Consider the following 13,366-nt stretch of genomic DNA (forward strand, 5'->3'; position numbering starts at 1 on the left):
TGGTTTCTCCTCTAGACATCAAGCTGCTCCAGCAGTGCACCCAGCGTCTGTCGATCCGGTGTGCGGGTCAGGTGCAACTGGCGTTGATGGTTGGCGTAGATGGTCTCGGCCTGCGGCTGACCGCGCCGCGCATCGTGAATGACACAGTGGCGAATCTGTGGGCTGCTCTGGAAAAAACGCACCGGGTCGACACCGGCGGCAGCGATCAACTCACCGTTGATCACCATCAGATCAAAGCGCTGGAACGGGTCATGGGCGTAGTGAGTCATGGCCAGCAGTTCACGAAAAGAACGCACCGGGGTGAGATTCCGATAGCCCAGTTCATTGAAGATCCTCGCGATTCTGCCTTGCAGAACGCTTTGCTCTTCGGCAATGACCACTCGCCAGCGTTTGTAGGACATAGGATTTAACAGCGTGGGAAAAATGTGCTGACTACGCTAACCGTCCCTCTTTCAAACCTCTGTAGGAAAATTCTTAAATGCGGTCGGAAATCTCCCAAAACCCGACAAGATCACCAGCGTGGATTGCCAGATTGATCCGTGGAACCGCAGGAGACGCCCAAAAAACCTACTCAGTGGTGCTCGGACTCCAGAACGCCTGCACCACCAGCGCCGAGGTGGAGATTCGTGCGACCAGTGCATCCAGCTCATCGCCATCGACCGAGGTGGTCGCCAAGGTGGCTTCGATTTCGATTTCATCGGCACCGAAGGCATGCACGTCAACATCGCTGGCCGGGTAGTTGCTGCGTTCAAGCTCGGCTTCGAGCAAGGCGAACACGGCTTTCTGCTGCGAGCGCCGGGCGATGACATAAACGATGTTGGTAACTTCCGCCGAGACCACGTCCAGTGGCTGACGGTTGATGTTGTTGACGATGGGCCGCAACAAAGTGTTGGCGGCGAGGATGAACAGCGTGCCGAGCACGGCTTCGGCGAGCAGATCGGCACCCGCGCAGGCGCCGACTGCGGCAGAAGTCCAGAGGGTCGCGGCGGTGTTGAGGCCACGCACGTTGCCTTCTTCGCGCATGATCACCCCAGCACCGAGAAACCCGATACCGGAGACCACGTAAGCGACCACACGCACCGCGCCTTCAGCGCCGGCGAGACGGTTGGCCATGTCGACGAAAATCGCCGCACCGACCGCGACCAGCACGTTGGTGCGCAGGCCGGCGGTGCGTTGCCGGTACTGACGCTCAAAGCCGATCAGACCGCCGAGGATGAACGCGGCGCTGAGGCTGACGAGGGTGTCGAGCAGCGAATCGAGATTGAGGTTGTTGATGGCTTGCATGATGAAATCCTTGAGATACACACGACCAAATGTAGGAGTGAGCCTGCTCCGGGCGGCGTTCCGACGATGGCGATGTGTCAGTCAACATTGCAGTGACTGACACATCGCCATCGCGAGCAGGCTCACTCCTACAGGGGCAGCATTATTGCCAGCCGAACCGGCGGATGTAGAAGCCTTTCACCGCCTGGGTCAGCGCCATGTACGCCAGCAGAATCACCGGCAGGAACACGAAGTACAGCGATGGCAACGCCTGCAATTTGAAGTAATGCGCCAGTGGGCCCATCGGCAGGAAGATCCCGACCGCCATGATGATCCCGGTCATCACCAGCAGCGGCGTGGCTGCACGGCTTTGCAGGAACGGAATCTTCGGCGTGCGGATCATGTGCACGATCAGCGTCTGGGTCAGCAACCCCACCACGAACCAGCCGGACTGGAACAGCGTCTGGTGATCCGGGGTGTTGGCATCAAACACGTACCACATCAAGGCGAACGTGGTGATGTCAAAGATCGAACTGATCGGGCCAAAAAACAGCATGAATCGGCCGACGTCACCGGGCTGCCAGCGCTGCGGTTTTTTCAGCATCTCGTCATCGACGTTGTCGAACGGAATGGCGATCTGCGAAATGTCGTAGAGCAGGTTCTGCACCAACAGATGCATCGGCAGCATCGGCAGGAACGGGATAAACGCACTGGCGACCAACACCGAGAACACGTTGCCGAAGTTGGAACTGGCGGTCATCTTGATGTACTTGAGCATGTTGGCGAAGGTGCGACGGCCTTCAAGCACGCCCTCCTCCAGCACCATCAGGCTCTTTTCGAGGAGGATGATGTCGGCCGCTTCCTTGGCGATGTCCACCGCGCTGTCCACGGAAATGCCGATGTCTGCGGTGCGCAGGGCCGGCGCATCGTTGATGCCGTCGCCCATGAAGCCGACCACATGACCGTTGCCTTTGAGGATGCGCACGATGCGCTCCTTGTGCGACGGCGTCAGTTTGGCGAAGACGTTGGTTGTCTCTACGGCCACTGCCAGTTCGGCATCGCTCATGCGTTCGACATCGTTGCCCAGCAACAGACCTTGTTGGGCGAGGCCGACTTCGCGGCAGATTTTCGCCGTCACCAGCTCGTTGTCGCCGGTCAGCACTTTCACCGCCACGCCATGCTCGGCCAAAGCCTTGAGCGCCGGCGCGGTGCTTTCCTTCGGCGGATCGAGGAACGCCACATAACCGATCAGCGTCAGTTCCTGCTCATCCGCCAGGCTGTAGATTTCGCGACCTTCGGGCATCGAGCGGGCGGCCACTGCCACCACGCGCAAGCCTTCAGCGTTGAATGCTGCGGTGACCTGACGAATCCGGGTCAGCAATTCATCGCTCAAGGCTTCATCGACCTCACCGTGACGCACGCGGCTGCACACCGCCAACACTTCTTCCACCGCACCTTTGCAGATCAGTTGATGCGGTTGACCACGCCCCTCGACCACCACCGACATGCGCCGACGATTGAAGTCGAACGGGATCTCATCGACCTTGCGAAACGCCGTGCCGACTTTCAGTTCACGGTGGATTTCCACGTGTTCCAGCACCGCGACGTCGAGCAGGTTTTTCAGGCCGGTCTGGTAGTAGCTGTTGAGGTAGGCCATTTCCAACACGTCATCGGAGTCTTGGCCCCAGACATCGACATTGCGCGCGAGGAAGATTTTGTCCTGAGTCAGCGTGCCGGTCTTGTCGGTGCACAGCACGTCCATCGCGCCGAAGTTCTGGATCGCGTCGAGGCGTTTGACGATGACTTTTTTGCGCGACAAAAACACCGCGCCTTTGGCCAGGGTCGAGGTGACGATCATCGGCAGCATTTCCGGGGTCAGACCGACTGCAATCGACAATGCGAACAGCAGTGCTTCCGTCCAGTCACCCTTGGTGAAACCGTTGATGAACAGCACCAGCGGCGCCATGACGAACATGAAACGGATCAACAGCCAGCTGACTTTATTCACGCCTTGCTGGAACGACGTCACCGCCCGATCAGTCGCGCCGACGCGTTGCGCCAACGCACCGAAATAGGTGCTGTTGCCAGTGGTCAGAATCACCGCCACCGCTGTGCCCGACACGACATTGGTGCCCATGAACAGGATGTTTTCCAGTTCCAGAGGATTGCGCGTGTCGCGATCCTGCTGACGCGGGAATTTCTCCACCGGCATCGATTCACCGGTCATCGCCGCTTGGCTGACGAACAGGTCTTTGGCGCTGAGCACCCGGCAATCGGCCGGAATCATGTCACCGGCCGACAGCACGATCAGATCCCCCGGCACCAATTGCTTGATCGGCAATTCGCTGCGCGGCGCATCCCGGCGCATCACCGTGGCGGTGTTGCTGACCATGGCTTTGAGCGCGTCGGCGGCCTGGTTGGATTTGCTTTCCTGCCAGAAGCGCAGCAGCGTCGACAGCACCACCATGGAAAAAATCACCACGGCCGCCTTGAGGTCTTCGGTCAGCCACGAGATCACCGCCAACAAGGTCAGCAGCAGGTTGAACGGGTTTTTGTAGCAGTGCCACAGGTGAGTCCACCATGGCAGCGGTTGCTCGTGTTCGACTTCGTTGAGGCCGTATTGCGCACGCAGCGCATCGACTTCGAAATCGGTCAGACCATCGGAGTGCGTGCCCAGTGAAGACAGCAACACGCCGCTGTCGCTGTGCGCGGCATCGACCAGCACATTGGCCAAGGTTGGCGGGACTTCACGGCTGACCGTGGTGTCGTTGATGGTTTCAAGCAGCGCCAGGCGACGGAAGTGCCGGGCGATGTGGCGGGTCCGCAGAAAGCCTGCGAAAAATTCCTTGAGCGTAAGTTTCATGGCTGTTGCCCCTATGGTCAGCCGGGAAACCGTCAAGCAGGTACGGCCGCGCCTCGTCCGCCGGATTAACCGGCACGGCAAGGCTTGGCGCGCCGGTCAAAAAGACAGGCGTGTCGATAGGGCTGCGATCACGACTGTGCAGTCGAGATCACGCTCTGTTCAGCGTCGATGAGAAGGAACGTCCAGACATGCCCCAGAACGGGTCATGCACGGGATGCCGCTGCTCGCTGTTACGGCGAGACAACGGCAGAGAAAGGCTGCGCGTTATCTTGCCGAGAATCTGCCGGTTACCGAGACCGGCCGACAACTGTCACTCGAACAAGTACCCACTGTGGGTCTCCGCTATTGATGAAAACGCGCGAAGCTTACGCCCCGATGATTGGAGAGTAAACCCGCAGAAGGAAGTACGTCAGGGAATGTGGGGGATGTTCAGGAAGGGTTCAGGATTGAAGATTGGTGGTGTTTTGAATGGCGCCATCGCGAGCAGGCTCACTCCTACAGGGGTCCTGCTTACACAGAACATTGTAGGAGTGAGCCTGCTCGCGATAGCGGTATATCAGACGCCGCAGGTGTTAGCTGGCAGTTGCCAACAACAGATCCGCCATCGAACGATGCCCGCGATTCTTGCCATGTTCATACAGCGAGCCGGCAATCTCGTCCGCACGAATCGGCAGCACCGACAACAACGTGTCGCTCAGACCATGGCTCGCCTGGCAGAAGCCCTGCATGTAGATGCCGGCCTTGCAGCGCTCATCAGTGATCAGTTTGTAGTTGCGATCAACCTCGAACTCGCCCAGGTACTCTTCCAGCGGCGCGAGCAGTTTGCGGTGCATCTGCCGCTCGTAACCGGTGGCCAATACCACAGCATCGTAGTTGCGTACGGTGACTTCCCCGGTGGCGTTGTTGCGCACGGCCAGTTCTATACCGTTTTCAGTGGCAGTGGCGCTCTCGACGGTGGTCAGGGTGCGGAACGCGTGACGGGCAATCCCCGAAACCTTCTGGCGATAGAAGATGCCGTAGATGCGTTCGATCAGGTCGATGTCGACCACCGAGTAGTTGGTGTTGTGGTACTCGTTGACCAGACGCTCACGCTCGGCGCTGTTCTGCTGGAACACCAGATCGGTGAATTCCGGCGAGAACACTTCGTTGACGAACGGGCTATCGTCCGCCGGTTTCAGTGCCGAACCACGCAGGATCATGTCGACCTGCACCGACGGGAACGAATCGTTCAGGTCGATAAAGGCTTCCGCCGCACTCTGCCCGCCACCGATGATCGCGATGCTCATCGGCTGATTGTTCACGCACGGCTGTTTGGCCATCTGTGACAGGTATTGCGAGTGGTGGAACACGCGGGCGTCGCCCTTCAGCGCCTTGAACGCCTGAGGAATACGCGGTGTGCCGCCGGCGCTGACCACTACCGAGCGGGTAGTCCGTACATGCTGCTGACCGTCGCTGCCACGGGAAATGACGCGCAGCGCTTCGACCTGATGGTTGTGCAGCACCGGCTCGATGGTCAGCACTTCTTCGCCGTAACGGCTCTGCTCGGTGAACTTCCCGGCGACCCAGCGCAGGTAGTCGTTGTACTCCATGCGGCACGGGTAGAAGGTGCCGAGGTTGATGAAGTCAACGAGACGGCCGTGATCCTTCAGGTAGTTGACGAAGGAGTATGGACTGGTCGGGTTGCGCAGGGTCACCAGATCCTTGAGGAAGGAAATCTGCAACTCGCTTTGGGTCGACAGGGTGTTGCCGTGCCAGCTGTAGTCAGCCTGCTTGTCGAGGAACAGCACATCCAGCTCGCCCTGGGTCGGCCCGCGCTCTTGCAGAGCGATGGCCAGCGCCAGGTTCGAAGGGCCGAAACCGACGCCGATCAGGTCGTGAACGATGGGCGATGCAATTGCCTGAGTCATTTCCAGTGTCCTCTGGATGAACCCCTCAACAAGGGGCAAGGAGAGCCTAAGTGACCTGACCGGCCTTGAGCAGGACAGCAGGTCGTCTGTTGAGTAGGAACGAGGACAGTGAAATAAAATTTAACAGTGACAGCTCAATGGGCATCCCATTGCTTGATCCGGATACGACAATGCTTCATCGCGTTGACGATGTGTTTTTCCACCAGAGCCTTGGAAATGCCGAGCTGTTGCGCGATTTGCGGATGCGACAGACCTTCGATCTTGCGCAGTAGAAAACTTTCTCGGCACATCGGCGACAGTTCCGCCAAGGCCCGCTGAAGCATCTCCAGGCGCTGGCCGTGATCGAACGTGCTGTGGGGTGAAGGCGTGAAGTAACGTTCTTCGGTGTCGAGCACTTCCAGCGATTCGACCTGACGCAGTGCGTTGCGCCGATGGTCATCGATGACCAGATTCAACGCGGTCCGATAGAGGAAGGCTCGGGGTTGCTCGATCGGCGTGTCGCTGGAACGTTCCAGCACTCGCAGATAGGCGTCATGCACCACATCTTCGGCGACCTGACGGTTGCCAAGCTTGGCGTTCAGGAAACACACCAGCTCCCGATAGTAGTTTTCCAACATGACTCCCGACCGCTGTGGTGCGGTTTCTGTCCTTGAGCCGACTGATCTGCCAGCACCTGAACGGCAGTAGCAAGATAGTGGCAACTTGAGGCGCGTAATTTATAGTAATTCTCATATAGATTTAAAGTGGTGTTTGTCGTTGCCCGAGAAATAGTCCTGTTCTATAGCTGTAACATCGTGTGTCTTCGCTTAAATTCCCTCGCCCTTGCAACGTTTACAGGACAGCTCCCCGTGTCTGTCGCGCCCTGCGACAGCGTTCAGCGCTGCCCGAAACTGTGTGCCAGCCGAACGACGGGCCGATTTCCACTGGCCGGAACCCTGCATGAAACGTCCCCGCCCCGCCCGACGCGCCCTGCTCGTAGTCCTCTGTCTGATCCCTGTTGTCGGCTATGCCGCGTGGCAAATGCTGCCGCCGGGCCGGGATAAGTTCGCCACCGTGCAAGTGAGCCGTGGCGATATCGAAAGCAGCGTTACCGCACTCGGCACGTTACAACCACGCCGTTACGTAGACGTCGGCGCGCAGGCCTCCGGGCAGATCCAGAAGATCCATGTCGAAGTCGGCGACGTGGTCAAGGAAGGCCAATTGCTGGTGGAAATCGATCCATCGACGCAAAAGGCCAAGCTCGACGCCGGCCGCTTCTCGATCGAGAACCTCAAGGCGCAATTGCAGGAACAACGCGCGCAACATGAATTGGCGCAACAGAAATATCAGCGCCAGCAAAACCTCGCGGCCGGCGGTGCAACCCGAGAAGAAGACGTACAGACCGCTCGCGCCGAACTGAAAGCCACGCAAGCACGCATCGACATGTTTCAGGCGCAGATCCGCCAGGCCGAAGCCAGTCTGCGCAGCGATCAGGCCGAGCTCGGCTACACACGCATCTACGCGCCGATGGCCGGTACCGTGGTCGCCCTCGATGCCCGCGAAGGCCAGACACTCAACGCGCAACAGCAAACGCCGCTGATTCTGCGCATCGCCAAACTGTCGCCAATGACCGTGTGGGCCGAGGTTTCCGAGGCAGACATCGGCCACGTCAAACCGGGCATGACCGCTTACTTCACCACCCTCAGCGGCGGCAATCGGCGCTGGAGCAGCACGGTGCGGCAGATTCTGCCGGTACCGCCCAAGCCGCTGGACCAAACCAGTCAGGGCGGCGGCAGCCCGGCCAGCAGCAGCAAAAGCGGCAGCGCTCGCGTGGTGCTTTACACCGTTTTGCTGGACGTGGATAACGCCGACAACGCACTGATGGCGGAGATGACCACCCAGGTGTTCTTCGTCGCCAATCAGGCCAGGGATGTCCTCACCGCCCCGGTGGCGGCCCTGCAAGGCAGCGACAAAGCCAACCTGCAGACCGCGCAGGTGGTTGCCGCCAACGGCAAAATTGAATCCCGCGAAGTGCGCACCGGCATCACCGATCGACTCAAGGTACAGATTCTCGACGGCCTGAGTGAAGGCGATCACCTGCTGATCGGCCCGGCCGACGGCAGTGGTGGTTGAATGCAAACGCCCCTGATCGACCTGCAGGACATCCGCAAATCCTACGGTGGCGGCGACTCGCCTGAAGTTCACGTGCTGCGCGGGATCGACCTGTCGATCCACGCCGGCGAATTCGTGGCGATTGTCGGCGCGTCCGGCTCCGGCAAATCGACGCTGATGAACATCCTCGGCTGCCTCGACCGACCGACGTCCGGCGAATACCGTTTCGCCGGGGAAAATGTCGCTCGTCTGGACAGCGACGAGCTGGCCTGGCTGCGGCGCGAAGCCTTTGGATTTGTGTTCCAGGGCTATCACCTGATCCCTTCCGGCTCCGCCCAGGAAAACGTCGAGATGCCGGCGATTTATGCTGGCACTCCAGCCGCCGAGCGTCATGCCCGCGCCGCCGCCCTCCTCGACCGCCTCGGCCTCGCTTCGCGCACCGGCAACCGTCCGCATCAGCTCTCCGGCGGCCAGCAACAACGGGTATCGATTGCCCGCGCTTTGATGAACGGCGGCCACATTATTCTCGCCGACGAACCGACCGGCGCCCTCGACAGCCACAGCGGCAAAGAAGTCATGGCGCTGCTCGACGAACTGGCGAGCCAGGGCCATGTGGTGATCCTCATCACCCACGATCGCGAAGTCGCGGCGCGGGCCAAGCGCATCATCGAAATCAGCGATGGCCTGATCATCAGCGACAGCGCCCGCGAAAATCCCCACGCCCAGATCAGTGCCAACCCTGGCGCGCTGCAAGCGGTGGATCTGCGCAAGCGTCTGACCGAGGGCGCCGAAGCCACGGGCGCCTGGAAAGGCGAACTGGTGGACGCCTTGCACGCGGCGTGGCGGGTGATGTGGATCAACCGCTTCCGTACCGCCCTGACCTTGCTCGGGATCATCATCGGCGTCGCGTCGGTGGTGGTGATGCTGGCGGTCGGCGAAGGCAGCAAGCGCCAGGTCATGGCACAAATGGGCGCGTTCGGCTCGAACATCATTTATCTGGGCGGCGTCCCTCCGCACCCGCGCGCTCCGCAGGGCATCATCACCCTCGACGACCTCGCCGTGCTCGCCACCCTGCCGCTGATCAAGCAGATCATGCCCGTCAACGGCGCCGAAGCCGTGGTGCGTTTCGGCAATCTCGACCACAACAGTTACGTGGGCGGCAATGACACCAATTTCCCGAAGATTTTCAATTGGCCAGTGGTTGAAGGCACTTACTTCACCGCTGCCGACGAAGCCAGTGGCGCTGCGGTTGCCGTCATCGGGCACAAAGTCAGAAGCAAGTTGCTCAAGGATGTTGCCAACCCTATCGGGCAGTACATTCTGATTGAAAACGTGCCCTTTCAAGTGGTCGGGGTTCTCGCGGAAAAGGGTTCCAGCTCTGGCGATTCCGATAGCGACGACCGCATTGCCATTCCCTACTCCGCCGCCAGCACGCGCCTGTTTGGCACCTATAACCCGGAGTACGTTGCCATCGCCGCCGCCGATGCGCGCAGGGTCAAGGAAACCGAGCAGGACATCGAGCGGATGATGCTGCGTCTGCACAACGGCAAGAAAGATTTCGAACTGACCAACAACGCCGCGATGATCCAGGCCGAGGCGCGCACGCAAAACACCCTGTCCCTGATGCTCGGTTCGATTGCCGCGATTTCGCTGCTGGTCGGCGGTATCGGCGTGATGAACATCATGCTGATGACCGTGCGTGAACGCACCCGCGAGATCGGTATTCGCATGGCCACCGGTGCGCGTCAGCGCGACATCCTGCGTCAGTTCCTCACCGAAGCCGTGATGCTCTCGGTGGTCGGCGGGATCGCCGGGATTGCCTTGGCGTTACTCGTCGGCGGCGTGCTGATCCTCAGCGACGTCGCGGTCGCCTTCTCGTTACTGGCGGTGCTCGGCGCTTTTGGCTGCGCGCTTGTCACCGGTGTTGTCTTCGGCTTCATGCCGGCCCGCAAAGCTGCCCGGCTCGACCCGGTCACGGCCCTTACCAGCGAATGATCGATCTATGAAACCGCGCCTCAGTTTGTTGACCGTATGCCTGATTCTCAGCGCTTGCGGCAGTCCCCTCCAGCGCCCGGACAGCAGCTTGCAGCCTCCTGCCGCGTGGCAGTCAGCGCCTACTGCCAGCAGTGCTCGCAACAACCCGCAATGGTGGACGCAGTTTGGCAGCCCAGAGCTTGATCGTCTGATCGAACAGGCGCGCGCCGGCAGTTTCGACCTCGCCGCCGCCATGGCCCGGGTACGCCAGGCCCAGGCCGGCACCGTGATCGCCGGCGGCTCTCAATTGCCTGAGGTGCAGGCCTCGCTCAATGCCAATCGGCAGAAACTGCTCCGTGGCAACGGCTACAGTCAACTGGACGCCGACAGCAGTAACAAGGCTGTGGATTATTTCGACGCCAATCTGAATGCCAGTTACGAAATCGACTTTTGGGGTGGCAAACAGGCGTCGCGCGACAGTGCGCAATTTGCCTTGCAGGCCAGCGAGTTCGACCGTGCCACGGTGGAGCTGACGCTGTTCGGCAGTGTCGCCGACACCTATGCGCAAACCTTGTCGCTGCGCGAGCAGAGCCGCATTGCCGAACTCAATCTGGCCAACGCGCAAAGCGTGCTGAAACTGGTGCAAACGCGTTTTGACTCAGGCTCGGCCACAGCCCTGGAACTGGCTCAGCAGAAAAGCCTGGTGGCCGCCCAACAACGACAATTGCCGCTGGTGCAGCAACAAGCCCGAGACGCTTCGATCAGCCTCGCGGCGCTGCTCGGTCGACCCGTTCAGGAACTTGCACTGAACCGGGAATCGTTCGATCAGTTGCAATGGCCGGAAGTCGCCGCTGGCGTGCCAAGCGATCTGCTTGATCGACGCCCGGACATCGCCCGCGCCGAAGCGCAACTGGCTGCCGCCGAAGCCGACGTCAAGGTTGCCCGCGCCGCCATGTTGCCCACCGTCACCCTCAGTGCCGATATCGGCTCGGGGGCGGACCAGTTCCGCGACGTTTTACGCAGCCCCTTCTACAACCTTACTGCCGGATTGATCGGGCCAATCTTCAATAATGGTCGCCTCGGCGCAGAGCGTGACAAGGCGACCGCTCGCCAGGAAGAACTGCTGCAGAATTATCGGGGTGCGATCATCAACGGCTTCGCCGATGTCGAAAAAGCCTTGAACAGCATTCGCGGCCTCGACGAACAGCGGCAGTGGCAGAGCGAAGAACTGCGGCAAGCGCAGACCGCGTTCGACATCGCCCAGAGCCGCTACCAGGCCGGCGCCGAAGACTTGCTGACGGTGCTGGAAACCCAACGCACGTTGTACGCCGCGCAGGACTTGAATGTGCAGTTGAGATTGTCGCGAATGCAGGCAAGCATTGCGTTGTACAAGGCGCTTGGGGGTGGGTGGCAGGCGCTGTAAGTTCTCTGCCGGTCAAACCCATTCGCGAGCAAGCTCGCTCCCACAGTGTTCAGGGGTGCTGCCGCTAGCTACGGGCCAGCACAACAACCTGCGGGAGCGAGCCTGCTCGCCAAGAACGATGACGCGGCCTCAGGCCGAAGTCTGTTTGGGTTTCAGATGGCGCGCATACCAAGGGCGCTGCGGCACCTTGCGAAACAACGACGACAACACCTTCTCGTCATCGCTGAAGGTAATGCGCAGCGCCAGCTTCATGGTTTCCGGATCCATCTCCACTGACTTGCCCGGTTGCAGGCCCGGCACCGTGCTGCAGCCGTGAGTGCTCGGCCCGAGCCACGGATCGGCGACTTCAACCCAGCGCCCCGGTGCAAACCACGGCACACCATTGACCTGCAAGCGACTGACTTCGCCCGGATGGAAGCGTTCGTGCGCGCGAAACCAGTCTTCCAGGCGATCATCGATCCAGCCGTGAAAGTGCCAGAACACCGGGCTGACATGGGAGGAAAACGGATCGCCCAGGAAGTCGTTTTCAGCGGCGTACCAACGCGCGGAAAAATCTGCCGGATCGCGCGCGAACGGTACCGGATGGCCATTGGACGGGTCCCGTGGTACTGACGCCCAGCGCATGTGCAGCCAGTCGTGCAGCCCCAGTTCGACTTCCGAACCGAACTGCCCCAAGGTCAGCCTGGCCAGATAGCGCGGGTCACGGTAGCGCGATTCCCACACCAGGAAATTACTGTGATAAGTCTCGGCCGTCTTGATGTCGCTGACCCATTGCGAGTATTCGTCATCGTCCTCGGCCAGCCAGGTCGGCGGCAGTGAAGTGCCGTCGTGATTGTCGAAATAATCGGCAAAACCTTGGCGATCACGGATCAACTCCGGCTGCGGCAGCGGAAAATGCTGCCACGACGGCAGATCCTGCATTGAACGCGCCGTGCCCAGCATGTGCCGGTGCATGAAAAAGAAATCGATACCCGAGCCATTGCGATCCTTGCGCGGACCACGGGCGTCGCGCTCCTTGTCACGCGGGCCGGGCTGCCAGCCGATACCGCGCAGGGCGCCGCGCTTTTCCTCGCTCAAGGTATGCCACTTGTCGCGGCTGGCGTGCCAGAGCTGATGGAACAAGCGGTGCTCAGGAGAAATCAGCCAGGCCAGCAACGTCGGGTTCAACCCTGCGCGCTCGCGTGCCTCGGGGAATACGCGTTTGACGGCAATAAAACGGTTGTCCTGCGCCGGCAGCATCAAGGGGCGATCAAGGTTGAGGACGCGTCCGCTGAGGCTGCCGCTGCCGGCGTTGCCGAAACCGCCCCAGACCTCATCCAGCGCCATGCTGAATTCGTAGTCCGGTGCACCGTCGGCTGCGGACAGGCTGACCAGACGCCAACTCAACTGCGAGGTTTTGACATCGGCGAGGTCCGCGAGAATTCGATAGCGCGGCGCCTGAGACGAACGCAAGCGCTCGGCCGTGTCGAGAAAGCCGATGACGCCGCGCCCTTTGTGGGCAACATCGAGAAACACTTCCAGACCTTCTCCGGGCAAACCCGCGATACCGGCGTCATGACCCTCGAAACGAATCTGCCAGACACCGCGCAGCGCATCCGCCAGGCGTTGCCCGGCAACATCCGCGACGTCGAACGACGCCTCACCCGGGGTGATCGTCGGATCCGGCTTCGTCCATTCACGATGCCCAAAATACGCTGCAGGCACAGCGGCGCCGGTCAGTGCCAGGCCCGCCATGAACCATCGTCGAGAAATCTTCATTGCCCTACCTGTGTCAGCCATGAAGCAGGCTTTATCCAAGCTAGAACGTTTGTTGCAGAGGTAAATTTATGCCGTCCTGAAAAGATC

At 60.5% G+C, this 13,366-nt stretch carries 9 protein-coding genes; 3 read left to right on the forward strand and 6 right to left on the reverse strand.

Going from position 1 to position 13,366, the window contains the following annotated elements; translation table 11 throughout:
• Window positions 1–11: 11 nt before the first annotated feature.
• From JFT91_RS22825 to JFT91_RS22845, 5 genes are all read right to left on the reverse strand, one after another.
• On the reverse strand, window positions 12–401 hold the full coding sequence (locus JFT91_RS22825) for a hypothetical protein (RefSeq protein ID WP_201233929.1): 390 nt from the start codon (window positions 399–401) through the stop codon (window positions 12–14).
• Window positions 402–567: 166 nt separating this feature from the next.
• Entirely contained in the window at window positions 568–1,284 is a 717-nt protein-coding gene (locus JFT91_RS22830) for an MgtC/SapB family protein (RefSeq protein WP_008084043.1), read from the reverse strand.
• 142 nt (window positions 1,285–1,426) lie between these two features.
• A complete protein-coding gene (gene mgtA / locus JFT91_RS22835) occupies window positions 1,427–4,126 on the reverse strand; it encodes a magnesium-translocating P-type ATPase (RefSeq protein ID WP_201227196.1) in 2,700 nt (899 codons plus the stop codon).
• A gap of 572 nt (window positions 4,127–4,698) precedes the next feature.
• Window positions 4,699–6,033, reverse strand: coding sequence for a lysine N(6)-hydroxylase/L-ornithine N(5)-oxygenase family protein (locus JFT91_RS22840; RefSeq protein WP_201233930.1), 1,335 nt, complete (start codon window positions 6,031–6,033; stop codon window positions 4,699–4,701).
• A 134-nt stretch (window positions 6,034–6,167) separates the two neighbouring features.
• Window positions 6,168–6,650, reverse strand: coding sequence for a sigma-70 family RNA polymerase sigma factor (locus tag JFT91_RS22845; RefSeq protein WP_201227198.1), 483 nt, complete (start codon window positions 6,648–6,650; stop codon window positions 6,168–6,170).
• A gap of 322 nt (window positions 6,651–6,972) precedes the next feature.
• Here JFT91_RS22845 and JFT91_RS22850 point away from each other — a divergent pair, with 322 nt between their 5' ends.
• From JFT91_RS22850 to JFT91_RS22860, 3 genes are read left to right on the forward strand one after another with little or no spacing between them, the layout of a single operon-like run.
• Window positions 6,973–8,145, forward strand: coding sequence for an efflux RND transporter periplasmic adaptor subunit (locus JFT91_RS22850; RefSeq protein WP_201233931.1), 1,173 nt, complete (start codon window positions 6,973–6,975; stop codon window positions 8,143–8,145).
• On the forward strand, window positions 8,146–10,119 hold the full coding sequence (locus tag JFT91_RS22855) for a MacB family efflux pump subunit (protein WP_201233932.1): 1,974 nt from the start codon (window positions 8,146–8,148) through the stop codon (window positions 10,117–10,119).
• Between the two features lie 7 nt (window positions 10,120–10,126).
• Window positions 10,127–11,521, forward strand: coding sequence for an efflux transporter outer membrane subunit (locus tag JFT91_RS22860; RefSeq protein ID WP_201233933.1), 1,395 nt, complete (start codon window positions 10,127–10,129; stop codon window positions 11,519–11,521).
• 129 nt (window positions 11,522–11,650) lie between these two features.
• Here JFT91_RS22860 and pvdP read toward each other — a convergent pair whose 3' ends face one another.
• Complete coding sequence (pvdP, locus tag JFT91_RS22865; protein WP_201227202.1) at window positions 11,651–13,279, reverse strand: pyoverdine maturation tyrosinase PvdP; 1,629 nt, start codon at window positions 13,277–13,279, stop codon at window positions 11,651–11,653.
• Window positions 13,280–13,366: the final 87 nt, after the last annotated feature.

Origin of the sequence: Pseudomonas sp. TH08 (genome assembly GCF_016651275.1) — a bacterium.
Classification (GTDB): Bacteria; Pseudomonadota; Gammaproteobacteria; order Pseudomonadales; family Pseudomonadaceae; genus Aquipseudomonas.

What these genes read in the sequence shown, in the direction of transcription:
- JFT91_RS22825 (WP_201233929.1), bottom strand. Translation starts at nt 401, where the DNA reads ATGTCCTACAAACGCTGGCGAGTGGTCATTGCCGAAGAGCAAAGCGTT.
- JFT91_RS22830 (WP_008084043.1), bottom strand. Translation starts at nt 1,284, where the DNA reads ATGCAAGCCATCAACAACCTCAATCTCGATTCGCTGCTCGACACCCTC.
- mgtA (WP_201227196.1), bottom strand. Translation starts at nt 4,126, where the DNA reads ATGAAACTTACGCTCAAGGAATTTTTCGCAGGCTTTCTGCGGACCCGC.
- JFT91_RS22840 (WP_201233930.1), bottom strand. Translation starts at nt 6,033, where the DNA reads ATGACTCAGGCAATTGCATCGCCCATCGTTCACGACCTGATCGGCGTC.
- JFT91_RS22845 (WP_201227198.1), bottom strand. Translation starts at nt 6,650, where the DNA reads ATGTTGGAAAACTACTATCGGGAGCTGGTGTGTTTCCTGAACGCCAAG.
- JFT91_RS22850 (WP_201233931.1), top strand. Translation starts at nt 6,973, where the DNA reads ATGAAACGTCCCCGCCCCGCCCGACGCGCCCTGCTCGTAGTCCTCTGT.
- JFT91_RS22855 (WP_201233932.1), top strand. Translation starts at nt 8,146, where the DNA reads ATGCAAACGCCCCTGATCGACCTGCAGGACATCCGCAAATCCTACGGT.
- JFT91_RS22860 (WP_201233933.1), top strand. Translation starts at nt 10,127, where the DNA reads ATGAAACCGCGCCTCAGTTTGTTGACCGTATGCCTGATTCTCAGCGCT.
- pvdP (WP_201227202.1), bottom strand. Translation starts at nt 13,279, where the DNA reads ATGAAGATTTCTCGACGATGGTTCATGGCGGGCCTGGCACTGACCGGC.